This window comes from Pseudoxanthomonas sp. GM95, from assembly GCF_900109775.1.
Taxonomy (GTDB): Bacteria; Pseudomonadota; Gammaproteobacteria; order Xanthomonadales; family Xanthomonadaceae; genus Pseudoxanthomonas_A.
In genome coordinates this window covers 803,862-828,965 of sequence record NZ_FOAX01000002.1, presented here as the reverse complement: position 1 = coordinate 828,965, position 25,104 = coordinate 803,862, and the positions used below count along the sequence as shown (strand labels likewise).

Genomic DNA, 25,104 nt, shown 5'->3' with positions numbered 1-25,104 from the left:
ACAGTCAATCACCCCGCTAACGACAACCCAAAGCTTGGCACGCTTCCTGCTTCGATCTACCCGCACGTGGGCTTCCACGGCACCCACGGTCCAGGTCAGTCCGGGGACACGGGGGAGACAGTGTCCCCAGCAACTCCATCCAGCCAATCCATCCAAGGAATAACTTCATGAAGAAGAACATGCAGGGCGGTTTCACCCTCATCGAACTGATGATCGTGGTCGCCATCATCGCCATCCTGGCCGCCATCGCACTGCCGGCCTATTCTGACTACACCAAGAAGGCCAAGGTGTCGGAAGTCGTTCTCGCCGCGTCCTCACTGCGCACTGCAGTTTCCGAGTACGCATCATCCAACAACGCGCTGCCGCCCGCCGCCTACAGCGGCTTCGAGACTCAATCTTCGAAATATGTGTCGGGCGTGACCTGGGATGGCAGCACGATCACCGCGACGGCGCAAAGCATCGGCGCCGGTGTTGACACCCAAACCGTTACCCTGAGAGGCACCATGAACAGCACGACTGCCGCTGTGGATTGGGTCTGCGCCGGCTCGATTCCTCAGAAGTATCGCCCGGGCAGCTGCAAGGGCTAACCATCTGCGCAGTGCATCCGCTTCGGATGCTGGCCATGCCTATACAAACCCCGCCTCGGCGGGGTTTGTTTTGATCGGAAACTTTCCTTTGCCTGGCATTGATCGTCACTTCCATCGCGGGATTCCTTGGCTGTTCGCCATCGCCCTGCTGCTTTACCTGCATCCATATACAGGCATCCGCCATGACGCCCCCCTGTACCTAGTGCAGGCGCTCTACCTGCTCTATCCCAGCATTTACGCGCACGACTTCTTTTTCGTTGCAGGCAACCAAGGCGATTACACGCTGTTCCCTCGCCTAATCGCCGCACTGATCGCCCATTTCAACCCCGGCACGGTCTTTTTGTGGTTGAGCCTGGTGGGCCGCGTACTGTTCTTTGCGGCCAGCTGGCTGCTGATCCGCGCCATTTTCCCTAAAGCATGGCGGATGCCCGCGCTACTGGCAGTTCTGGCCATGCCCGCACGCTATGGTGCCTTTGGCATCTTCGCTTACGCCGAGCCCTTCCTGACCTCACGCCCTTATGCTGAAGGTCTGGTGCTGGTTGCCCTCGCCTGCACGGTTCGGGGGCGCCTCATTCCGGCCGCGATCGCCATCGTACTTGCAGCGGTCCTGCATCCGCTGCAAGCGTTGCCCGGGGCGATCGTGGCTTGGTGCTGGCTGGCGGCCCGCGAAAAGCGCTGGTTCTGGTGCCTGCTGGCTGTGGTGCCCGTCATGGTGCTGGGCTGGGCTGGTGTTAAGCCCCTCAACCAGCTGTATCAGGTCATGGATGCCGACTGGCTGGAAATCATTAATACCTACAGCGGCCATATCTTTCTGCAGAACTGGCGCCCCATCGACTGGTGCGTGGCGTTGACGGACGCCTACCTGCTCCACGTCGCCTCCACGACAGCAGCGTCCAATGACAATCGCCTGGCTGAGCTGACACGGGCCATCCTGCACGCAACGCTGGTGGGACTGGCCGCGACTGTCGTGCTGGCGGACCTGTCTAGGCTGGTGCTACCGACCGGCCTGCAGCCTTGGCGAGTGCTGTGGTGTGCGCACTGGCTGGCGATGGCCTCCATCCCCTGGTTGCTGGTCCAGGCGCTGAGGGAGGAGGGGCGCCTGTCGGCACTTCTGCTGGCCTCCATCGCTATCCTTGGTGCCAGCCTGCCCGGCTCCTCCGCCGTCCTGCTGGTGCTGGCGCTGATCCCTTTGCACATGTTCTTGCAATACCGGAGGACCAGCATCCAACTACGCGCCCGCCGGTTGATTGCCGCAGCGCTGGTCGCAATCTTGGTCGTCAGTCTGCTGCGCTACTTCTTGGGTGGCTGGGAATCGTTCCGGCTGTACGGCAGCACGCTTGCGCTGATGCGCGTGGATGTGGTTCTCCTTTCGTATCCGCTGGTGCTTGGCCTGTTGGCGGCGGCGCTGTGGTGGTTGCATCAGCGCGCCTCGAGAGTAGGAACCATACTGCTCCTGGGCCTGGGGATTGCCGCAGTGGCCGGTTCGACGATCGCTTGGGACACGCGCAGCCCGTGGACACGCACCTTTGAGCGCCATGCCGACGAAGTGGATGTGTTTGGCACATCCATCCCGGAGAGCGCCCAGGTTTACTGGTATTCAGTGGAGAAACTTCCTCTGGGCGCATGGATGACACTCAACCGCGCCAGCTATTTCAGCGTTTTCCAGATGTCCGGACAGATGTTCAATCGCGAGACATCCATCACTGGCATCAAGCGAAACCTGCAAATCTCGCAGGCCGAAACCAGCATCGCCGAATGCGAATGGAAACAGACAGCTAAAGTGCCTCGCGAAGCCTGCGAAGTTCCTTCGTCAGCGCTCTCCGTCCTGTGTACACCCTACGGCGACCTGTCGCCCCCGGACTTCTTCGTCATGCCGATCCGACAAAAGCGTGGCGTGATCGGCCAATGGAAGGTGCATGATCAGTCGGGCCATCCTCTTACAACCCTCTATCTCTACCGTTGCACGGATTTCGCGGACAAACCGACCGGAGAAAAACCGTGATTCCCGACTGCAGCGCCACCGCGCGCTATGGGCTTCCCATGGATGACAGCGCACGCGGATACCGATCCAGGGGTGCTCAGTTTCTGCGCTATCTATTTGTCTCCGCTGCCGCATTGGCACTGGATTTTGGCCTGTTCTGGCTGTCGCTACGCCTGCTCCAACTCCCCTGGTGGATCGCAGCCTGCATCGGCTTCATGGCAGGAGCGCTGGCCGCGTATCTGGCCAGCATTCGCTGGGTCTTCAGCACCCGCCGACTCCGGAAGCACATAGCCCAGGAACTTTCTGGTTTTCTGGCCATCGGCCTCACCGGACTCGTACTGACCCAAGCGATCCTGTTCGTCGGGATCGAAGAGTTGCACTTCAAGCCCGAATATGTGCGACTTGCCTCGGCGATGGCGACGTTCGCCTTCAACTATGTCATTCGCTCCCTACTCTTGTTCACCGTCAGGAAAGCCAAGGCATGAAGGTTGTGATCATCGGCGCTGGACCGGCCGGATTGACTGCGGCCCTGGAACTCCAGGCCGCAGGCGTGAACGACGTGACCGTAATCGAAGCTGACGCCCAAGTTGGAGGCATTTCCCGCACCGTATTGCATCACGGCAACCGCATCGATATCGGCGGGCACCGCTTTTTTTCTAAGTCGGATTGGGTCATGGAGTGGTGGCGTGGATTGCTGCCGGTCGCGGCGCCCACAGATCCAGAAACTGCGCGAGAACTCCGTTATCAGGGCGCAAGCTCCATCGCCCCACAAGCCACCGCCAGCGAATCTGACAATGATGTGCTTCTGCTTCGCAGCCGCTTGTCCCGCATCTATTACAACAAGCGCTTTTTTTCCTACCCGTTGAAGCTCAATGCCGCCAGCGTCCTGAAGCTGGGGCCTTGGAAGACGGGCGTCTACGGGATGAGCTACATCTGGGCCCGCCTTAATCCGATCCGCACGGAACGCTCGCTGCGCGATTTCATGATCAATCGCTTCGGCCGCAAGCTCTATCACCAGTTCTTCAAGGAATACACGGAAAAGGTCTGGGGCGTCCCCTGTGAGCAGATCAGCGCGGCCTGGGGCGCACAGCGCATCAAGAGCCTGTCCATCACCAAGGCCGTCAGCCATTCCCTGCGCCAGCTGTTCAGGCGACACCAGGACACGGAGCAGACCTCCCTGATCGAGAGCTTCCTGTACCCGAAGTACGGCCCTGGCCAGATGTGGGAAACCGCGGCAAACCGCTTCGAACGGCAAGGCGGCAGCTTGCTGATGAACAGCTGCGTTGACGAGATCAACATCATCGATGGCGTCGTTCGCAGCGTGCGCTATAGAGATAAGGCAGGCCTGCATCACACACTTGAATGTAGCCAACTGCTCTCCACCATGCCGATCAAGGACCTGGTGTCAGCATCGGCAGCAGCATGGCCAGCGCCGGTGCGGGAGATTGCCGCGAATCTTTCTTATCGTGACTTCATCACTGTCGGCCTGCTGTACCCACGCAGTGCCCTGCCAAGGCAGCTGGATGACAACTGGATCTACATCCAGGAGCCCGGGGTCAGCGTAGGCCGAGTCCAGGTTTTCAATAACTGGAGTCCTTACATGGTGGCCGACCCGGTCAATACCGTCTGGATGGGGCTGGAATTCTTCTGCCATGAGACCGACCCGCTTTGGAAAATGCCAGACGAGGAACTGAAACGCCTGGCGCAGGACGAAATGCGCCAGATTGGCCTGGTCAGTGCCGCAGATGCCGCAGATGCCGTCGTACTGCGCGTCCCCAAAGCCTACCCTGGCTACTTCGGAGAGGCTTACCAACGCTTCGATGAATTGCAGGCTGCCGTGGACGCAGTGTCCAACCTGTTCCTGATCGGCCGAAACGGCATGCACCGCTACAACAACCAGGACCACTCAATGCTGACAGCAAGGGAAGCTGCGAGACAGATTGCTTTTCATCAAGTAGACAAGGCAGCAATCTGGTCCATCAACGTGGACGACGAATACCACGAAGAGAAACCATGAACACGATTTTTCCCAGCGTTCCACAGAGGCGTGCATGGCCGCTCGTTCTTTGCGTCGTCGCCATCGCGACGATTGCCCCGCTGATCATTCTGGGAGGGCGCCCTGAAGGTGTTCCGCGCTGGGCGTTTGGCTTTTTCGGGCAGCAATTCTTTTTTGATGACCCGACCCACGCCGTTGCAATGTTGGCTGCTCTTTGCCTATCCCTAGCCTTGCCGGGAGTGAGGCGATTCACAGAGCGCGCAGCGGATGCGATTACAAGCCATCCTAAGACGACCTGTGCAGCGATGTTCATTGTGCTCGTCGCCGGCACGCGATACGTGTACTTGTCCCATCCATACACCATGGATGAATATGCCCCGCTGTTGCAGGCACATGCCTTCGCTCGACAAAGCCTGACCATCGATTACCCGCCCGGCCTTGCCCAGCTCATGGTGGCTCCGCCATTGGGCTACTTCGTCATGGCCAATCTTGATACCGGCTACGCGATGTCGGCGTACTGGCCGGGATTGGCTCTGCTGATGGCGCCATTCGTCGCTGTCCATCTCGAGATGTGCCTCAATCCGACCCTCTCGATTCTGGCGCTATGGCTGATAGGCGACCTGGCTGTAAAAGCGAGCGGAAACGCAAGCAGCAGGGGATGGGCGATGCTTGCAGCAATCGCCTCACCTGCATTCACGGTCAACGCGATTTCGTTCTATGCTATGCCTGGCCTGCTGGCGTTCAATCTCCTTTATATCTGGCTTCTCCTGCGGCGCGGATGGAGAAACGCATTTATGGCCGGCTTGGTGGGTGGCATGGCATTGATCATGATCAACCCCATTCCGCACGCCCTTACCGCCCTTCCCTGTCTCGTATGGCTCTTCTCGAGAAGAGAGAATTGGAAAAGATTGCCTGCGCTGGCGATCGGATATCTCCCTTTCATACTGATCCTCCTTGGCTGGCCCGCGCTGGCATCTTCGCTCGGCATCATGCGAAACGACGCAACTGAGCTCCACATAGCGGGCCAGAGTTTTTTGAGCGGATGGATTGCACGCGTGTCAACGCTATTTACCTTGCCATCATGGGGGCTCATCGTCGCGCGCTGGCACGCCGCATGGAAGATCTGGATCTGGGCGTGTCCGGGGCTGCTTTGCCTGCCAATCTTGATGCGCCGCTGGAGTCCACTGCTCTGGGTAATGGCGAGCGCCTTTGTTCTCACCTTCGCCTTTTATTTTCTCGTCCCGATGAGTCAGGGATACGGATGGGGCTATCGATATATCCATCCTGCTTGGGGAATCCTGCCCATCTGCGCGGGCATGTGGTTCGCACTTGTATCTCCGCAGGTACGGAAATACGCATCCGCCTTCGTTCTCGCCGGCCTGTTGGCTACACCTGTCTTCCTATGGACCACGCGGACCAACCTTCAGGATGTCCTCGCCGAACGACTTGTTCCCCCTCCTGAAGGAAACTGGTTCGTGTTCATCACTATGAATCCCACGTTGCCGGTTGACGCACTTGTTCAAAATTTTCCAGGGCATCAGCGCGTGACTTATCTTGTCGCTCAAGGCAAGGATGCCGAAAGGCGCATCATGCGCGATTTAGCCCCGGATGCCATTGAGGTCAGCCGTGATTACCGCGGCTCAATGTGGAAGCTTCCAGCGACGCAGCCTCATGAATGAAGAAATTGAACTGACGATCCTGATGCCCTGCCTGAACGAAGCCGCGACCGTCGGGCTTTGTGTCGAAAAGGCCATGGCATTTCTTTCCCGATACGCAGTCGCGGGAGAAGTCCTCGTCGTGGACAACGGCTCCTTAGACGGATCTCCCGAGTTAGCAATTAAAAAGGGGGCTCGCGTGGTGACCGCGATGGAACGGGGTTACGGCGCAGCCCTTCAGTGCGGCATCGAAATGGCGAACGGTCAGTTCATCATCATGGGCGATGCCGACGACAGTTATGATTTTTCGGCACTGGAAGGCATGCTTGAGAAGCTGCGCGCGGGTTCAGACCTGGTGATGGGCAACCGATTTCAGGGCGGTATTGCAACGAATGCCATGCCTTTCCTTCACCGCTATGTCGGCAACCCCGTACTCAGCTTTATCGGCCGCCTGTTCTACCGCAGCGCCATCGGGGATTTCCATTGTGGCATTCGTGGATTTCGCAGAGACGCGATACGCAAACTGCGCTTGCAGTGCAACGGCATGGAATTCGCGAGCGAGATGGTGGTAAAGAGCGCCCTGCATCGACTGAGGATCAGCGAGGTGCCGGTCAGGCTTTATAAGGACGGACGCGGGCGCCCGCCCCATCTGCGAACTTGGCGCGACGGCTGGCGTCATTTGAAGTTTTTGCTGCTACACAGTCCTAGGTGGCTATTCCTTCTGCCTGGAGCTTTGCTATTTTTTACAGGATTGGCTGGCATGCTTACGATTGGAGCGCATGCATGGAGACTGGCAGGACTGGGTTTTGACATTCACACGTTATCCTATGCAGGCGCAGCCATTACCCTCGGCGTCCAAATGATGCTTTTCGCTGTATTGACACGATTCGTCGCAGCTCAGCGCGGATGGCTGCCAGAAAATATTTTTACAGCTTGGTTCGCGCGCGATTTTAGTCTGGAGCTGGGCTTGATTTTTGCGAGCACGATTTTTTTGGGCGGCGTCGCGATGTCCTTTTACGCATTCGGATGCTGGGCAATGGATGGCTTTGGCGAGCTAGATCCTCGTTCTACAATGCGATTGGTCATCCCATCTGTAACGTTGCTTGCAGTAGGAGGTGAAATGGGCTTGTCCGCTTTCGTCCTCGAAGCAATCCGGCAGCCAGACTGTCGTGGTAGTACCAAGTGACTTTCAGCCACTCATTCGTCGTAGTGGCTTATGGCTCATCCAAGCATCTAGAAGACTGCCTGAGTTCACTATCCGCTCAGACAACAATATCGCCAATCGTCATCTCGACATCCACACCGTTTACAGGTATCGATAAGATCGCTGAGCGCTTTGGAGCACGACTGCATATTCACGGACCCAACCGAGGCATAGGACCTGACTGGAATGCTGCACTCGATGCAACGGATACCGATCTAGTAACACTGGCCCACCAAGACGATTGCTATCTGCCGGAGTTCACCACTGCCACTGTAGAGACATTTTCTCTACAACCCGAAGCGTCCTTCACTTTTTGCGATAACGGGGAGATCCATAAAGATGGGCGACTCAGGTCACCCGCATGGAACAACCGCATCAAACAGTGGCTTATTGCAGCGGCCTCTTACCCGAGCGGCCAGATAAATAGCCCCCTAAGACGACGCATCCTACTGGGATTTGGCAATCCAATTATCTGCACCTCAGTCACATTGAACCGACGTCAGTGTCGCGATTTCCATTTCCAAGAATGCTTTTACACCAACATGGACTGGCTGGCATGGCTCCAACTCTCCAAAACGCATCCTATAATGCACATCAACAAGCGACTTGTGACCCGTCGAATTCATGAAGACAGCGCCACGAGCAAGTGCATCGTGGATGGCACGCGACTAGCCGAAGACCGATTAGTTTTTGGAAGAATCTGGCCTCGCCCCGTCGCCACCCTTATTTCACTTCTCTATCGCCTCTCTTATTTTGGATACAACTCTTGAATGGAATTTTATATATTCTCATTGCCACCAGCACATTATGCACACTTACCGCGCAACTACTTCTCAAGCGCGTAGTAGGCACAGCAACAGCGCGACATGCAATTCAAGGAGGGATGCTGGATTTCGTCGCACACCTTGTGGTTAGTCCATTGACTTGGTTGGCCCTCTCCCTACAAATAAGCGGCTATCTAGTCTGGCTAATTGTACTCAGCAAGGAAAAAATTGCGATCTCTTTCGCGATATCAGGTTCTTTTTTTTATTTTCTCGTTGGAATCTCAGCCTGGCTCTTTTATGATGAGAAACTATCAATGATCCAGTGGGCAGGGCTAGCCCTCATATCTTTCGGAATTTTTTTAATATTAAAAATCCCATAAAATCCCCAACCATTCACAAAAGGCTTTGGGCATGGATAATTTTAAGATCCGGCAACGCAGTCGAATAGCTTACAAAAATTTCGAGAAAATTAACGTCGATCGCCCAGTTGACAGACTGGATTTTATCGCCAACTTCTGCAAGGGCAAGAACGTCCTTGATTTAGGCTGCTTAGATGAAACATCTTTGATTAAGCAAAACACTCGACACTGGCTACATGGAAGGATCAGCGAGACCGCCAAACAAGTTGTTGGCATAGATAATTCCTTACGCATCCCAAGTGATGCCGAAATAATCACAGGAAAAAATAGTCGCATTATTAGGCAGGACGCGCTGGATGTTGATTATTCTAGAATAGGAATGAACCATATTGATGCATTGGTGGCTGGAGAGCTAATAGAGCACCTGGAGGATGCAACCTCATTCCTTACGCGAATTAAGGCTAAATTGCCAGGCATTGAATTTATTCTATCGACTCCAAATGGCTGTAGCATTTCAAATTTCATGATGGGATTGATCGGCCGAGAATCTCAGCATCCGGACCACACCTGCAACTTCACGTACAAGACTCTCAATACCCTTTGCCTTCGCGCGAACCTTGAGCAGTGGGAAATAGTCCCATATAAATTTTATGCTACTGAGATGAAGCTAAAGACAGACAGAAAGTACAATAAAGCACTTATATCGCTGGTAGAAAAAATATTCCGCGCCTTAGAATTCATGTTCCCACTTACATCATTTGGATATATCGTTAAGGGGCGTTTTTAAGGATTGAGGTCAAGCCAGATAATGTTCACAGCCTAGAATTTCTGACACATATTCAAGCCATCTAACCCGACTAAATTTCCAAAATCCCGACCTGACACCAGGATTGCATCGAATTAACGCATATAAATCATCACAGCCCGGATCGTACGCAACTCTAGCTTCGTAGAGATATCTCTAGTGACAGCCCTCTAAATACAACCGTACAAGGCGCCTATCGTTTTCGTAGCTGCACGATAGGGATCGCTAGATTGAGGATGATTAGTTGCGCCACCTGGGCACTTCGAATCGTGATTTGCGCTAATCTGTCCAATCTGTTTCGGGAGCCCTCATGAACGCGCAAGCTGCACCCAACCTAGTTGGCATCACAGGGATCGCTCGCCGTTTAGTCATGGACGGGGCGATGGAAGAAGGCATCGCGAGGTCAGCGATGGCGGATGCATCCTTGGCACGCACCCCTTTGGCTCAGTGGATTCAGGAAAAAAAGCTCGTCACCCCATCGCAGCTTGCGGCAGCCAATGCCATCGAGTTCGGTATCCCGCTGATGGATGCCTCGGCATTCGACGCCTCGCAGAATGCTCTGAAGCTGGTCAGCGAAGAGCTGCTGCAGAAGCATCAGGTCCTACCGATGTTCAAGCGCGGCAACAAGCTGTACGTGGGTGTCTCCGATCCGACCCGCATGCAAGCGCTGGACGAGATCAAGTTCCACACCAATCTGGTCGTGGAGCCGATTCTGGTCGCGGATGACCAGTTACGCCGGACATTGGAAGCATGGAGTAATGCCTCCGACTCATTGAGTGCGCTGGCCGGGGATGAAGAAGGCCTCGATAGCCTGGATACGGCTGCCGGGGATGACGAGAGCGGCGATTCTGGAGTGGACGCCAAGGGCGATGACACGCCCGTGGTCAAGTTCGTCAACAAGGTGCTGGTGGACGCAATCCGCAAGGGCGCCTCCGATATCCACTTCGAGCCCTACGAAACCGACTACCGCGTACGCCTGCGCATCGACGGCATCCTTAAGACCGTCGCGCGCGCGCCACAGAAGCTGAATCAGCGCATCGCGGCCCGCTTGAAGGTCATGGCTCAGTTGGATATCGCTGAAAAACGCGTGCCGCAAGACGGGCGTATCAAGCTAAATCTGTCCAAGACCCGACAGATCGACTTCCGCGTCAGCACCCTGCCGACCCTGTTCGGCGAGAAGGTCGTGCTGCGTATCCTGGACGGCAGCGCGGCCAAGCTGGGGATCGACAAGCTGGGCTACGAGCCGGACCAGCAGCAGTTGTTCTTGGATGCTATCCACAAGCCCTATGGCATGGTGCTGGTCACCGGCCCGACGGGCTCGGGTAAGACCGTGTCGCTGTACACCGCGCTGGGCATCCTGAATGACGAGACCCGTAACATCTCCACCGCCGAGGATCCGGTCGAAATTCGCCTGCCCGGCGTGAACCAGGTCCAGCAGAACAACAAGCGCGGCATGACCTTTGCCGCCGCCCTGCGCAGCTTCCTGCGCCAGGACCCGGACATCATCATGGTCGGCGAAATCCGCGACCTGGAAACGGCCGAAATCGCGGTCAAGGCGGCCCAGACCGGCCATATGGTTTTGTCGACCCTGCATACCAACGATGCGCCGCAGACCATCGCCCGCCTCATGAACATGGGCATTGCGCCCTACAACATCACCAGCTCGGTCACGCTGGTGATCGCTCAGCGCCTCGCTCGTCGCTTATGCCCACGATGTAAGAAGTCACACGATCTCCCACCGCGGGCTTTGCTTGCGGAAGGGTTCACCCAAGCTGATCTCGACGACGGGATGATGCTGTACGAGGCCGTCGGCTGCGATGAATGTACCGAGGGCTACAAAGGCCGTGTCGGCGTCTATCAGGTGATGCCGATGACCGATGAGATCAGCACCATCGTGCTGGAAGGCGGCGGAGCGATCCAGATTGCCGAAGCGGCCGAGCGCTCGGGCATCCGCGATCTGCGCAAGTCCGCGCTCTGGAAGGCGAAGCAAGGGTTGACGAGCCTGGCCGAGATCAACCGTGTGACCAAGGATTAAGCGAGCGAGATGCCGCGTCGAGATTAGGCATTTACCCCGTCAAAGCTGGCCCGAGTAGCTCAACGAGGCCATCACGAGTCGTCATGGCCTACCGGGTTGCGAGTAAAGCCAAGCAAGCCTCCGCCCCAAGTCAGCTGCAGATCCAAGAACACGCCTTGCATGTCTCGCACCGAGCACTAACGCATTGTTTTGCCAGCCGAACCCGCTACCATGCACGTTGAGCTACCCGGCATGGGGATGCCGGCAATTGGGGAACCATTATGGCCGTAACCCGTTCAGCTGCGAAGAAATCCATCCCGGTCGCCCGAGCGACCAAACAGGTCGTCACGTTTGTCTGGCAGGGCACAGACAAGCGCGGCGTCAAGATGAAAGGCGAGCAGGAGGCACGTAACGCCAACCTGCTGCGTGCAGAACTGCGCGCCAAGGGCATCAGTCCGACGGTTGTCAAGCCCAAACCCAAGGCATTATTCGGCGGCGCCGGCAAGCCGATCAAGGCTGCCGAAATTGCATTCTTCAGCCGCCAGATGGCCACGATGATGAAGTCGGGCGTCCCCATTGTGACCTCGCTGGAGATCATCGGTGGCGGGCACAAGAATCCCCGCATGAAGAAGATGATCGAGACAATTCGCGGCGATATCGAAGGTGGCTCGTCACTTTCTGAGGCGATCACCAAATTCCCGGTCCAGTTCGATGAGCTCTATCGCAACCTGGTGCGGGCGGGCGAAGGCGCCGGCGTGCTGGAAACGGTACTCGACACCATCGCCAACTATAAAGAAAACATGGAAGCCTTGAAGGGCAAGATCAAGAAAGCAATGTTTTACCCTGCGATGACCATCGCAGTTGCACTGATCGTCAGTGCAGTCCTCCTGATTTTCGTGGTTCCAAGTTTTGAAGCGGTGTTCAAGGACTTCGGCGCCGATCTTCCAGCATTTACCAAGATGATCATTGCCGCCTCGCATGTTGCCATCGATTACTGGTGGATCATCGTTCTTCTCGGAATCATCGGCGGCGTCGCTACGGTAGCGGCATTCAAGCGCTCGGTAAAATTCCAGCACTTTGTTGACCGCGCTATTCTCAAGTTGCCTGTTGTTGGTCAGATCATGCACAACAGCGCGATCGCACGCTTCTCCCGAACACTCGCTGTGACATTTCGTGCAGGTGTGCCGCTTGTCGAAGCGCTGGACACCATCGCGGGCGCAACTGGCAACAGTGTTTATGAGAAGGCGGTCTTTCGCATCCGTGACGACGTATCGGTTGGATACCCTGTAAACATGGCGATGAAGCAGGTCAATCTGTTCCCGCATATGGTGATCCAGATGACCGCAATCGGCGAGGAAGCTGGCGCACTGGACACCATGCTGTACAAGGTCGCCGAGTACTACGAACAGGAAGTCGACAACGCCGTCGACGCCCTAAGCAGTTTGATCGAACCCATGATCATGGTGATCCTTGGCATCCTCGTCGGCGGCATGGTCATAGGAATGTACCTACCGATCTTCAAACTGGGCGCGGTGGTCGGCTGATCGATGTCATTTCTTGATCAACACCCCGGGCTGGGATATCCGGTCGCGGGGGCGCTTGGCCTGATGGTCGGCAGCTTTTTGAACGTAGTGATCCTGCGGTTGCCGCGGCGGTTGGAGTGGCAATGGCGGCGCGATGCGACCGAGATATTGGAGCAGCCGGACATCTATGATCCGCCGCCGCCGGGGATCGTGGTCGAGCCATCACACTGCCCGCACTGCAAGCACAAGCTGTCCTGGTTCGAGAACATTCCGCTGTTCAGTTGGTTGGCGCTGCGCGGTAAGTGCAGGCATTGCCATACGCCGATTTCAATCCAGTATCCGGCCGTTGAACTGCTGGTCGGGTTGCTGGCGCTCGCCAGCGTGTGGCGCTTCGGATTTGGCTGGCAGGGGTTTGGCGCAGCCCTGTTGAGCTGTTTCCTGGTCGCGCTGTCGGGCATCGACCTGCGCACGCGCTTGCTGCCTGACAACCTGACCTTGCCGCTGATGTGGCTGGGCCTGATTGCCAGCCTTGAGCATCTCTATATCCAGCCCAAGCCTGCGCTGCTGGGGGCGATCGCGGGTTATGTGTCGCTCTGGTCGGTGTGGTGGCTGTTCAAGCAGCTCACGGGCAAGGAAGGCATGGGGCATGGCGACTTCAAGCTGCTGGCAGCGATCGGGGCCTGGACTGGCTTGAGCGGCATTCTGCCGACGATCCTGTTCTCGTCGCTGGTGGGCGCGATCATTGGCGCGGCTTGGCTGGCGGCGAAGGGGCGTGATCGTTCGACCCAGATTCCATTTGGTCCGTATCTGGCGATTGCGGGCTGGATCGTGTTCTTCTGGGGCAACGAGATCATCGAAGGCTACATGCGGATGTCTGGGCTGCACTAAGGCGCGACCTGTTGCCAAGGCCAAACTCCGATACGAAAAACGCCGGCGCAAGCCGGCGTTTTTCGTTCTTAGACGGGCGCAAAGCCGTGTGGGCTTCCACTGAAAGGCCACTGGATTCCCGCTTTCGCGGGAATGACGAGACTAAAGATGCACTGCGTCACTGGAGATCCTCGCCAACGCAGGGATGACGGCCTGTAAAGATGCAAGGCCAGTGAAGATTTGCCGTGACTTGGACGTCTTCAAACGCATCTAGCGCAGTCGTCGCTCAGCCCTCCCACTTCCCCTGCGCAGCCAGGCCGTTTTCCTTGGCGCGCTCCAGCACAATCGACTGCGCCTTGGCGAAGTTGCCGTCGAGATCCTTGGCCCAGTGGGCCAGCGCGGTCTGCTGCATGGCGCGGCCGTAGGAGAAGCTCAGTGGCCACGGCAGGTTGCCGCTGCGATTCATGGCATCCAGATGCGCAGTGGCGTCTTCGTCGGACTGGCCGCCGGACAGGAACACGATGCCCGGCAGGATCGCCGGCACGGTGCTCTTGAGGCACATCAAGGTGGAGTCTGCGACTTCCTCGACGTCAGCCTGCTCATCGCAAGCCTTGCCCGAGACGACCATGGAGGCCTTGAGGATGGTGCCTTCCAGCAGCACGCCCTGGTCGTGCAGCGCGGCGAACAGCGAGCGCAGCATCGCCTCGGTGACTTCGTAGCAGGTCTGGATGTCGTGGTCGCCGTCCATCAGCACCTCAGGCTCCACCATCGGAACGATGCCCTGTTCCTGGCAAAGCGCGGCGTAACGGGCCAGCGCATGCGCGTTGACTTCGATGCAGGTGCCGGAAGGAATGTCTTCGCCGATGTTGATCACCGCACGCCACTTGGCGAAGCGCGCGCCGAGCTTGTAGTACTCCTTCAGGCGCTCGCGCAGGCCGTCCAGGCCTTCGGTCACCAACTCGCCCGGGCAGCCAGCCAACGGGTGCGTGCCCTTGTCGACCTTGATGCCCGGGAGGATGCCCTGCTTGGCCATGTATTGAGCGAACGGAATGCCGTCCTTGGTGGACTGGCGGATCGTCTCGTCGTACAGGATGGCGCCGGAGATGTGGTCGCTCAGCTTGGGCGTGGTGAGCAGCAGCTCGCGATAGCGACGACGGTGTTCTTCGGTGTTCTCGATGCCCACGGCGGCAAAGCGCTTGCCGATGGTGGCGGTGGATTCGTCGATGGCGATGATGCCCTTGCCGGCGGCGACCATGGCCTGCGCGGTTTCGGCGAGCTGTTCAATGCTCATGTAACTCTCGGAAGCTGACTGCGGAAGCGTGAATTATAGCCGCCGCCCTTCCGATCCCCTGCCCGCGCGGGGTGCAGGTCCTGCACCCGCGCGATGCGGCGCGTTGCGCGCCTTACAGTTCGCCCAGGCCGCTGGCGCGGCCATCTTCGCCCACTTCCAGCAGGCGCAAGGTATTGGTGGCGCCGTGCATTTCCATGTGCTCGCCGCTGGTGAACACCACGCGGTCGCCGGGCTTGAGCAGCTCGCCCTGGACCAGCATCTGGATGCTGGCGCGGGCCGCTTCGCGCGGAACCATGCCGCGGCTGTCGAAGGCCACCGGCGTGACGCCGCGCATCATCGCCATGCGACGGCGGGCGCCGTCATCGCGCGAGAACGCATAGACCGGCACCGACGAGCGGAAGCGCGACAGGAAGTTGGCCGTGCCGCCGGATTCGGTCAGCGCCACCACGCCACCCAAGCCGATGTGCTCGGACAGGAACATCGTAGCCATCGCGATGGCGTGGTCGGCGCGCTGCAGGTTGCGCTGCGCGGCCTCGAAATCGGTGTCCATGCCGAACGAACGCTCTGCGCCGATGCAAATGCGCGCCATCGCCTCGACCGCGCGCACCGGATAGTTGCCCGCCGCGGTTTCGCCCGAGAGCATTACCGCGTCGGTGCCGTCGATGACGGCGTTGGCCACGTCCATGACTTCGGCACGCGTGGGCAGCGGGCTGTCGACCATCGACTGCAGCATCTGGGTGGCGGTGATGACGACCTTGTTCTGCTCGATCGCCTCGCGAATGATCTGCTTCTGCAGGCCGGGCAGCTCGGCATCGCCGACCTCCACACCCAGGTCGCCACGCGCGACCATGACCACGTCGCTGGCGCCGACCACCTCTTTGAGGTTGGTAATGGCCTCGGAGCGCTCGACCTTGGACACGATGTGCGCCATGCAGCCGTGCTTGCGGGCACTGGCGCGGGCTTCTTCCATGTCGGCGGCGTTGCGGCAGAACGAGACGGCGATAAAGTCCACGCCAATATCGGCCGCCACGGCGATCAGGTCATGATCGTGCGGCGTCAGCGCGCCCAGCGACAGGCCGCCGCCCTGCTTGTTCAGGCCCTTGCGATCGCTCAGCGCGGCCTCGTTGAGGACCTCGGTGATGATCCGCTGGCCCTGCACTTCGACCACGCGCAGCTGCAGCATGCCGTCGTCCAGCAGCAGGGTATCGCCCGGGGCGACATCGCCCGGCAGGCCGAGATAGCTGACGCCGACCTGGGTCTCGTCGCCTGGAGGGGCGTTCTCGTCGGCGACCAGGTCAAAGCGCGCACCGGCCTTCAGGTAGACCTTGCCGGCGGCGAAGCGTTCGATGCGGATCTTGGGACCCGGCAGGTCGGCCAGGATGCCGACTTCGGCGCCGACCTTGGCAGCCGCCGCGCGCACGGCCTCGGCGCGCTCGCGCTGGCCATCGGGCGAGCCGTGGGAAAAGTTGAGCCGGACGACGTTGACGCCGGCGCGGATGAGGTCTTCCAGCACCCCTGGCGCGTCGGTCGCCGGGCCCAACGTGGCGAGGATCTTGGTGCGGCGCTGATGTGTGCTGGTCATGGTCTTCTCCTGAGCTGCAAACGCTACCACAGGCATGGTGGTGGTCCGTTTGTGCAGTGCAACCAAAGTCCAGCGTGACAGGCAAGCGGACGCCCGTATCTGATCCAACTGATTGATATTTATTGAAATCCATAAAAGATCAAGGCGCCCATCAGGCGCCTTGATTGGTATTTCCTTGGTATTTCACTGCGCGGCAATCGAAGCGACGGCCGCGCTTGCTTCACACCAGCAGGCGCAGGAGCGCATCCGGAGTTTCAACAATCGCCCCCGCCCCGGCGGCGACCAGCTCATCGCGCTCGCCGAAGCCCCACAGCACGCCGATGCTGCGCATGGCGTGATGCGCGGCGCCTTCGATATCCATCTTGCGGTCGCCGATCATCACGCACTGGCCGGCTGGCACCGAAAGGCGCCGCAGCGCCTCGGCGATCAGGTCGGCCTTGAAGCGACGCGCGCCGTCATCGCTGGCGCCGACGATGTCCTCGAAGCAGGCACCGAACGGCAGGCTGGCCAGGATTTGCCGGGCCGAACGCTCGTTCTTGGAGGTCACCACGGCCAGCCGATGCCCGGCCGCCTTGAGCGCGGCGATCAACTCGGGAATGCCGGCGTACACGGTCAGCTCGGTCCAGCCCAATGTGTCGTAGCGCTGGCGATACAACGCCAGCGCCTGGACCACGTCGGCTTCGTCGGCGAAGACGGACTGGAAGCTGTCGCGCATCGGCGGGCCGATCCAGGGCCGCAGCGCGGCGGCATCCGGCACCGGCTGCGCCATCGACGCAAACACATGCTGGATGCCATTGATGATGCCGGCTTCCGAATCGATCAGCGTGCCGTCCAGATCGAAGAACAGCGTGCTCCGCTCGGTCACGAAGCGCGCGCTTCCAGCGCGGCCACCGCCGGCAGGGTCTTGCCTTCCAGGAACTCCAGGAACGCGCCGCCGCCGGTGGAGATGTAGCTGACGTCCTTGGCGATGTCGTACTTGTCCACCGCGGCCAGCGTGTCGCCGCCGCCGGCAATGGAGAACGCCGGCGAGGACGCGATCGCACGCGCCAAAGTCTCGGTGCCCTTGCCGAACGCGTCGAATTCGAACACGCCTACGGGTCCGTTCCACACCACCGTGCCGGCCTTGGCGATCAGCGCGGCGTATGCGGCCGCGGTCTCCGGGCCGATGTCCAGGATCAGGTCGTCGGCCTCGACCGCGTCGACCGCTTTTACCGTCGCGGCGGCGTCGGGCAGGAACTGCTTGGCCACCACCACGTCGGTCGGCAGCGGGATGTCGGCGCCGCGCGCCTTGGCATCGGCGACGATCTTGCGCGCGGTGTCCAGCAGATCCGGCTCACACAGCGACTTGCCCACGCTGTAGCCGGCCGCAGAGATGAAGGTATTGGCGATGCCGCCGCCGACAATGAGCTGGTCGACCTTGCCCACCAGGTTGGCCAGCAGCTCCAGCTTGGTCGAGACCTTGCTACCGGCGACGATGGCCAGCAGCGGACGGGCTGGGGCGGCCAGCGCCTTGTCCAGCGCATCGAGCTCAGCCATGAGCAGCGGGCCGCCGGCGGCGACCGGAGCGAACTTGATCACGCCGTGGGTGGAGGCCTGGGCGCGGTGCGCGGTGCCGAAGGCATCCATGACGAACACGTCGCACAACGCGGCGTACTTCTTGGCCAGCGCCTCGTCGTCCTTGCCCTCGCCGACGTTCATCCGGCAGTTCTCCAGCAGCACGACCTGGCCGGGCTGCACGTCCACGCCATCGACCCAGTCGCGGACCAGTTCGACCTTGGTACCCAGCAGCGCGGTCAGGCGCTCGGCCACCGGCGCCAGCGAATCCTCCTCGCTCCAGGTGCCCTCCTTCGGGCGACCCAGGTGCGAGGTCACCATCACCGCGGCGCCCTGCTCCAGCGCGGCTTTCAGGGTCGGCACCGAGGCGGTGATGCGCTGCTCGGAGGTGATCTGGCCGTTGTCGATCGGCACGTTCAGATCCTGGCGGATCAGCACGCGCTTGCCGGACAGGTCGAGGTCGGTCATGCGGATGATGGTCATCGTGAGCTCTTGGAAGTCATCGGGGGAAAGAAGGCGCGTCAGGCGGCGCGCGACAGGAAGGCCTGCCGGCCGCAAGTGCAGGGTGAGGACACAGAAAAGGAAGTCACACGGGCATTCGCACCTGGCGCATGGAAACGGAAGATCGCCATCGCCACGCGGCCCGGGCGGCCGGGCCGTGCGGGACGTGGACAGCGGTTCACGCAGATGCGGGACATGCGGCTTCCGTCATGAAGACCGCGCCATTGTCCGGGCTTCACGCCGGGCCGGCAAACGCAGGCACGGGCTCATGCCCCATCTGGCGGTTGCCGGCCGCGTAACAGGCTGATCGCAAAGCCTGCCACGACCGCCGCGCCGACGATCAGTAAGGCCCACAGCAGCAGGCTTTTCCAGTTGATCGGCACGGCCGCGGGTTTGAGTGCGGCTTCGCCGGCCAGCGGTTGCGGCGTGGCCGCCAACGTCGCAGGCGCTGGCTGCCATTGCGCGCCACGCGCCTGGCTCAGCGCGGCGATCATCGGCTGCAGCGGGGCATCCGCACGCTTCGCTCGACCACTGCCCGCCGCGAGCGCATACGGCGGCGCGCCCTGGGCGAGGAACACCACCACTTCCGGCTGATAGCCCAGCTGCAGGCGTGGCGTGCCCACCGCGCGCCCGGCGCTGGGCAGCAGGCGCCAGTAGCGATCGCGCGTAGACACCTGCAGCGCTTTTGGCGGCGAACGCTGCGCGCCCCCCACCTGATACACCAGCCACGGGCCAGCGCGCTGTACCCACGGCGCCTCCGGGCTATCGCGGCTCTGCACGATCCACTCCACCGCCGTGTTGCCGCTGGACACCACATCGACCTGCCCGACCGGATAGCGGCCTGGCGAAACGAACTCGAAGCCCGGCGCCTGCGCCTTGCCTTCCAGCAGCACGGACTGCCAGGCGGTGGGCGTGGGGACGCGCGCGATCTCGGCCTGCACGTCCTGCAGCGCCGGCACCGCGCCGGCGACCGGCGTCAAGCGTAGATAGCGCGCCCCGGCGGTCAGCGCGATGCGCCGCTGGCTCAGGCGTTGGCGACCGTTGTCCAGCTCGACCACGCTCACGCGCGGGTCCAGCACGAACCAGGTGTGCAGGTCCTCGCTGCCTTCCAGGCGCAACTCAGCCTGCATCGGCGGCTGTCCCTGCCAGTTGAGCCAAAGCGCTTGCAGACCAGTTTTCAGCGCGCTGACATCGAGCAGCCAGCCGCCAGATTGTGTCGGCGTTGAAGCTGCGGCATCGGCGAGCTGGGTTTCGATGCGAGTCACGGCGCCGCTGGCGTCGCGCTGGGCAATCAAGCGCAGATCGCCGGCGGGCCCTGACGAGCGCGACGGCAGTGGGAACACCGGCAGCGAGACGCGCTGCGGCGGCAACGCAAGCGGCGCATCGGCGCCGAGCAGCGTGGCCGGCAGTGCTTCGCCCTGCGCATTGAGCGGCGCAACATCGGCCAGCGTGGGCGACTGCGCGGCGCGGTAGACCGCATCGGACACCACCACGCGATAGGCGCCGGCGTCGGCGCTGGAAAGCTGCATCGGCCATTGCTGGGCGTAGTCGTCGCGCACGCTGGCAGCGGTCGCACTCAACGGCAGCACCAGCAGCATCAAGGCAAAGCGTTTCATCCTTCAACCTCCGTGGCCGGCGCCGGATCGCGCGGCGGCGCCGGCGCGAAGTAGCCGACCACCGTGCACAGCAGGCCGTAGGCGATGAACGAGCCGATCCCCAGCAGGTTGCCTAGGTGCTGGCGATCGACCAGCACCAGCTTGGCCAGCACCAGGCCCATCAGCAACGCGCCACCCAACCAGAGACCGCGCTGCCCGCGCCGCGAGCCGGAGACCCAGCCGATCACGCCCAGCACGCTCCACACCACCGTCAGGCTGGTCTGCGCCGCGCTGGTCCACAGCAGCTGCGGCGTCCATGCCACCTGGCCCCAGTGATGCACCGTGTGCAGGGTCGAACTGGTGATCAACGCCAGGCCCGCGAGCCCCATCAGCAGCGGCCGGCGCTGCCGCAAGCCAGCCGGTGCTTCCCCGTGCCAGAGCCAGCGTGCGAACAGCACCACGACTGCCAGCTGCGCCAGTTCGCCAGGATTGAGCAGCGGCAGCCACGGCAGCGGCGACGCCTCCAGGCTGTCGGTCAGCGCCAGCACCCAGCCGCAGGCGAGTACCAGCAGGAAGGTCGCCTGCAGCGCCGTGCGACTGCCATCGAGCGCCTCGCCATGCGGCCACGCCAACCACCCCGCGCGCAGCAGCGAGATCGCGCATAGCAGCAGCCACGGCAAGGCCAGCAGGGCCCACGACCAGCCTTCGGCCAGCTGCGCGTGCCTGGCCAGCCAGACGCCGGCCAGCGACAGCATCGACGGCCACACCAGCCACCAGATGAACTGCGCGGCCTGCGCGCCACCACCTGCCGCACCGCGCAGGCACCACAGCGCGCGCGTCCCCAACACCGCGAACATCAGCCAGGCCAGCGCGCCGTAGCCGGCGAAGGGCTGCGCATGCACCGAGACCTGCCAGAGCGCCACCGGCAGCGCCAACGCGAAGGCCGCCATGACCGTCCACACCAATGCGGTGGCCGCGCGTCTGCGCTGCATTTCCGCCGCCAGCCACGCGCTCAACGCCAGCAGGGCAAGCACCAGATCCGGCTGGTCGGCCGACGCGGCAAAGCGCTGGATCTCGTTGAAGCCGGCGCCAGCCCACCACGCCAACGCCCAGAGATACACGATCGCGGCCAGCGCACGGGTCTTGCCCGGCTGCAGCAGCCACGCACTGGCAAAGCCACCCAGCGCGATCAACAACGCGCTCATGAAGCCGGGATTGGTGACCGCCACCAGATCATGCGCCGCGCCTTCGACCGCGATCGCAAAGCTGATCGCCGCCGCAAGCTGCAACAACAGGCCGCTGACCAGCGGCAACCGACGCTGCTGGCGCAGGCCCAGCCAGACAAGCCCTGCGCCTTCCAGGGCGAACACGCTGGCCGTGGCCCGCGCCGACAGCGCCAGCGGCACGGCCAGCGTTGCAAAGCCAGCAGCCAGTAGCGCGTGAGTCTGGCCCAACAACGCGGTGCGCGGCGCACGCACCAGCCAGGCGGCCAGCGCGGCATAGAGCGCAGCCAGCACGAGTGCGCACAACGCCAACGGCATGCCCTCGCCTTCCAGCAGGCAAGCCTGCAGCGAGAACGCCACCAGCGGCGTGCCGAACAGCAGGCTGCCGTCGATCACCCGCGCGGGCGTATCGCCACGACGCGCGTACAGCACCGGGATCAGCAGGTAGAAAGCAAAGAACAGCAGCAGGAACGGCTCGGTGCTGGCGAACTTCGCCGGCTGGTAATCCAGCACGCCCCAGACCGTACCGATGCCGAAGGTGAAGACAAACCCCAGCAGGTTCAGCACCCGCCACGCACGCACCCAGGCAATCGCAAACACGCCCGCGTTGAGCAGCGCGTAATACGAAAACAGCGCGACATGGTTGCCGCTGCCGGTCGACAACCAGATCGGCGCGAGGAACCCGGCCAAGGTGCCCAGCACCGCCAGCGTGCGCGATTCCTGCAGCACGGCCAGCACGCACATGCCGGCCACCAGCACCACGCTGATCGCAAACGCCGCCGCAGCCGGAATGAGCCCAGACAGCTTGAACGCGGCGAACACCGTCAGCAGCAGCACGCCGATCGCACCGCCCTGCAACGCCAACGCAAACCCCGGGCGATTCCCGCGCTGGCGCCAGCCGAACACCAGCCCGCCCAGCGCCGCCGCGGCGATGCCGGCATAACGCAGCTCGATCGGCAGACGGAACCAGCCCTGGTCGCCGCCATACTTCAGCAGCGCCGCGACACCGGCGAGCAACACGAGCATGCCGACCTTGACCGGCACGTTGCCTTCGGTCAGCCAGCGCTTGGCGCCGGTGAGCAGCCGGGTGAACGGATCCGGCCCATCTGGCGCCGCAGACGCTGGCTCGAAGATCGGCCTGGGAGGCGCAGCAGGAAGCGGAGGCGGCGTTGGGTTGACGCGGCTTGGCGATGCTGCGGAGGCGGCAGGCGGCGGGGCCGTCTGGGCCGCCCCCGCTTGAAACGGGGGCGATGGCGGACGCGGAGCCTGTGCGGGCGCTGTTGCGACCTCGCTTGCGGCCGAATCATTCACACGTGTCGAAGCAGGAGCGCGCTCACTAATCCAGGGCGATGCCGCGCGCGCGGGGCCTACGCCGGCGGCAAGATCACGTTCCAGCTGCTCCACGCGCCGGCGCAGTCCGCGGATCGACACCAGCGCCACGATCAACAGGATCGGCACCGCCAACACGGCCAGCCCTATCAGCACGATCAATGCTTCCACCGCCTCACTCCCTGTCGACACCAGCGACCACCCTGGCGCCGTGGCCGCATGCTACCCGAGTCGGGCGGCGGCCAAGCGCGTGCCTTTGCCGGGGCTCGGATCTCCCTTCTTCTGGCCAGATGGCGTGCCAACTCCGCTTGCCGTCACCCGTTTCGCTCCCAAACGAAGAAGCCCCGCAATGCGGGGCTTCTCGATGTGCTTCAGCGCGTGCAATCAGTCGCGATAGCCGCTCTCGTTGGCACTGTTGATGATCCAGACCAGATTGGCGCCACTGTCGAAGCCGCCCTTGCTGTCGAAGATCAGTCGCCCCATGCCCTTGTAAACATACTCGGTGCGCGTGGTACCCGAGCCATGAAAGAACGGGATCCACGCCTTACCCGTCGCGTAGACACCCTGATCGGTCGGCTGGCCGACAAGATCGGTGACCTGGCGCACCGGCATGCCGATCTTGAGCTTGTCGAACTTGCTGCCAGGCGCCAGCTTGCCGACGATCTCGCCTTCCCAGTCGTTGACGCCCTTGACCTTCTGGCCGTAGCCCTCTTCTGCATCGGAGGCCTTGATCACTTCGCCCTGGTCATTCATCCACGCCGGATGGCCGCCCGGCTTGGCCTCACCCTCGGCCGGCGCTTCTTCGGTGGTTTGGGCCGTGTCTTCTTTCTTCTTCTTGAACGGCCAGCCCGCCGCCTGCGAAGGCGCGACGACACACAGCGAAACGGTCAGTGCAGTGGCTGCCAGCCACAGAGATTTGTTCTGCATTGCATGTTCTCCTTGAACGACGATGCCCCGGTTCCTTCTGTCCCCGCCAGCGTCGGGGTCCGCAGGCACGTGGCCGGACTATACCGGTGCCGCGCCTTTTTTTTCAGTACCAACTGCACCCTCTCGCGAAAAGCCGCGGCAGCGCGGCCATATTCAAGGCCTGCCCAAAACAGCGCCATGAAAAAAGGGCGCCTCCCGGCGCCCTTTTTCTTACATCACGTTGCGACTTACTTCGCCGCGACCACGCGCACCATTTCCAGGCACTTGTTGGAGTAGCCCCACTCGTTGTCGTACCAGGACACCAGCTTGACGAAGGTGGAGTCCAGGGCGATGCCGGCGCCGGCGTCGAACACCGAGGTGCGGGTCTCGCCGCGGAAGTCAGTGGCCACGACCTTGTCTTCGGTGTAGCCCAGGATGCCCTTGAGCGCACCTTCGCTCTGAGCCTTCATTTCGGCGCAGATTTCTTCGTAGGTGGCCGGCTTTTCCAGCTCGCAGGTCAGGTCGACGACCGAGACGTCCGAGGTCGGCACGCGCAGGCTCATGCCGGTGAGCTTCTTGTTCAATTCCGGGATCACCACGCCGACGGCCTTGGCCGCGCCGGTGGAGGACGGAATGATGTTCTCCAGGATGCCGCGGCCGCCGCGCCAGTCCTTGTTGGACGGGCCATCGACGGTCTTCTGCGTCGCGGTGGCCGCGTGCACGGTGGTCATCAGGCCGCGCTTGATGCCCCATTTGTCGTGGATGACCTTGGCCAGCGGGGCCAGGCAGTTGGTGGTGCACGAGGCGTTGGAGATGATCGCCTCGCCGTTGTAGGTTTTGTCGTTGACGCCGAACACGAACATCGGCGTGTCGTCTTTGGACGGGGCCGACAGGATCACCTTCTTGGCGCCCGCGTCGAGGTGCTTCTGCGCGCCGGCCTTGTCCAGGAAGATGCCGGTGGATTCGATGACCACATCGGCGCCGACCTCGTCCCACTTCAGCGCGGCCGGATCGCGCTCGGCGGTCAGGCGGATCTTCTTGCCGTTGACGATCAGGGTGGTGCCTTCGACCGACACGGTGCCGTCGAAGCGGCCGTGCACCGAGTCGTACTGCAGCATGTAGGCCAGGTAGTCCGGTTCCAGCAGGTCGTTGATGGCGACGATCTCGATGTCGCCGTCGAAGTTCTGCACCGCCGAACGCAGCACGTTGCGGCCGATGCGGCCGAAGCCGTTGATGCCTACCTTGATGGTCATTACGGGGGAGCTCCTGAAAGGCCGCATGCAAGCGCGGCGCAGCGTTGAAGGGGCCGGCATTCTAGCAGCGCCTCCCGTTTGCGCCGGGTCACGGCCCGCCAGGCCGGGCTTTGGA

At 61.4% G+C, this 25,104-nt stretch carries 18 protein-coding genes; 10 read left to right on the top strand and 8 right to left on the bottom strand.

All coding sequences use genetic code 11. The features are described from left to right. Window positions 1-167 precede the first annotated feature (167 nt). The 10 genes from BMZ17_RS11685 (at window position 168) to BMZ17_RS11640 (ending at window position 13,776) form a co-directional block, all read left to right on the top strand. A complete protein-coding gene (locus tag BMZ17_RS11685) occupies window positions 168-587 on the top strand; it encodes a pilin (protein WP_175485563.1) in 420 nt (139 codons plus the stop codon). An 88-nt stretch (window positions 588-675) separates the two neighbouring features. Then, on the top strand, window positions 676-2,589 hold the full coding sequence (locus BMZ17_RS11680) for a hypothetical protein (protein WP_093138744.1): 1,914 nt from the start codon (window positions 676-678) through the stop codon (window positions 2,587-2,589). Next, a complete protein-coding gene (locus tag BMZ17_RS11675) occupies window positions 2,586-3,053 on the top strand; it encodes a GtrA family protein (protein ID WP_139202902.1) in 468 nt (155 codons plus the stop codon). The genes BMZ17_RS11680 and BMZ17_RS11675 overlap by 4 nt, the downstream gene beginning before the upstream one ends. Next, window positions 3,050-4,585, top strand: a complete 1,536-nt coding sequence (locus BMZ17_RS11670; protein WP_093138742.1) for an NAD(P)/FAD-dependent oxidoreductase — start codon at window positions 3,050-3,052, stop codon at window positions 4,583-4,585. Before BMZ17_RS11675 ends, BMZ17_RS11670 begins: the two co-directional genes overlap by 4 nt. Further along, window positions 4,582-6,243: a hypothetical protein gene (locus BMZ17_RS11665; RefSeq protein WP_139202900.1), complete on the top strand. Its 1,662-nt coding sequence runs from the start codon at window positions 4,582-4,584 to the stop codon at window positions 6,241-6,243. The genes BMZ17_RS11670 and BMZ17_RS11665 overlap by 4 nt, the downstream gene beginning before the upstream one ends. After that, window positions 6,236-7,405, top strand: a complete 1,170-nt coding sequence (locus BMZ17_RS11660; protein WP_139202899.1) for a glycosyltransferase family 2 protein — start codon at window positions 6,236-6,238, stop codon at window positions 7,403-7,405. The genes BMZ17_RS11665 and BMZ17_RS11660 overlap by 8 nt, the downstream gene beginning before the upstream one ends. A gap of 1,193 nt (window positions 7,406-8,598) precedes the next feature. Continuing rightward, window positions 8,599-9,333 carry a class I SAM-dependent methyltransferase gene (locus tag BMZ17_RS20950; RefSeq protein WP_139202897.1) on the top strand — a complete coding sequence of 245 codons (735 nt, stop codon included), beginning with the start codon at window positions 8,599-8,601 and terminating at the stop codon, window positions 9,331-9,333. 328 nt (window positions 9,334-9,661) lie between these two features. Next, window positions 9,662-11,386, top strand: coding sequence for a type IV-A pilus assembly ATPase PilB (gene pilB / locus BMZ17_RS11650; RefSeq protein ID WP_093138739.1), 1,725 nt, complete (start codon window positions 9,662-9,664; stop codon window positions 11,384-11,386). Between the two features lie 260 nt (window positions 11,387-11,646). Continuing rightward, window positions 11,647-12,909, top strand: coding sequence for a type II secretion system F family protein (locus BMZ17_RS11645; protein WP_093138738.1), 1,263 nt, complete (start codon window positions 11,647-11,649; stop codon window positions 12,907-12,909). A gap of 3 nt (window positions 12,910-12,912) precedes the next feature. After that, the gene (locus BMZ17_RS11640; RefSeq protein ID WP_093138737.1) at window positions 12,913-13,776 is read left to right on the top strand and encodes a prepilin peptidase; all 864 of its coding nucleotides are present in this window, start codon (window positions 12,913-12,915) and stop codon (window positions 13,774-13,776) included. Window positions 13,777-14,041: 265 nt separating this feature from the next. On the opposite strand, the gene BMZ17_RS11635 is transcribed toward BMZ17_RS11640, so the two are convergent. From BMZ17_RS11635 to gap, 8 genes are all read right to left on the bottom strand, one after another. After that, the gene (locus BMZ17_RS11635; protein ID WP_093138736.1) at window positions 14,042-15,046 is read right to left on the bottom strand and encodes a class I fructose-bisphosphate aldolase; all 1,005 of its coding nucleotides are present in this window, start codon (window positions 15,044-15,046) and stop codon (window positions 14,042-14,044) included. 112 nt (window positions 15,047-15,158) lie between these two features. Further along, on the bottom strand, window positions 15,159-16,628 hold the full coding sequence (gene pyk, locus BMZ17_RS11630; RefSeq protein ID WP_093138735.1) for a pyruvate kinase: 1,470 nt from the start codon (window positions 16,626-16,628) through the stop codon (window positions 15,159-15,161). Window positions 16,629-16,848: 220 nt separating this feature from the next. Then, a complete protein-coding gene (locus tag BMZ17_RS11625) occupies window positions 16,849-17,493 on the bottom strand; it encodes an HAD-IA family hydrolase (RefSeq protein ID WP_093138734.1) in 645 nt (214 codons plus the stop codon). Next, complete coding sequence (locus tag BMZ17_RS11620; protein WP_093138733.1) at window positions 17,490-18,665, bottom strand: phosphoglycerate kinase; 1,176 nt, start codon at window positions 18,663-18,665, stop codon at window positions 17,490-17,492. The genes BMZ17_RS11625 and BMZ17_RS11620 overlap by 4 nt, the downstream gene beginning before the upstream one ends. A 284-nt stretch (window positions 18,666-18,949) precedes the next feature. Continuing rightward, window positions 18,950-20,299, bottom strand: coding sequence for a DUF3999 domain-containing protein (locus BMZ17_RS11615; RefSeq protein ID WP_093138732.1), 1,350 nt, complete (start codon window positions 20,297-20,299; stop codon window positions 18,950-18,952). Further along, on the bottom strand, window positions 20,296-23,001 hold the full coding sequence (locus BMZ17_RS11610; RefSeq protein WP_093138731.1) for a DUF2339 domain-containing protein: 2,706 nt from the start codon (window positions 22,999-23,001) through the stop codon (window positions 20,296-20,298). The genes BMZ17_RS11615 and BMZ17_RS11610 overlap by 4 nt, the downstream gene beginning before the upstream one ends. Before the next feature lie 213 nt (window positions 23,002-23,214). Beyond that, a complete protein-coding gene (locus BMZ17_RS11605; RefSeq protein WP_254775285.1) occupies window positions 23,215-23,757 on the bottom strand; it encodes a hypothetical protein in 543 nt (180 codons plus the stop codon). A gap of 227 nt (window positions 23,758-23,984) precedes the next feature. Continuing rightward, the gene (gene gap / locus BMZ17_RS11600; RefSeq protein WP_093138730.1) at window positions 23,985-24,989 is read right to left on the bottom strand and encodes a type I glyceraldehyde-3-phosphate dehydrogenase; all 1,005 of its coding nucleotides are present in this window, start codon (window positions 24,987-24,989) and stop codon (window positions 23,985-23,987) included. Window positions 24,990-25,104 lie beyond the last annotated feature (115 nt).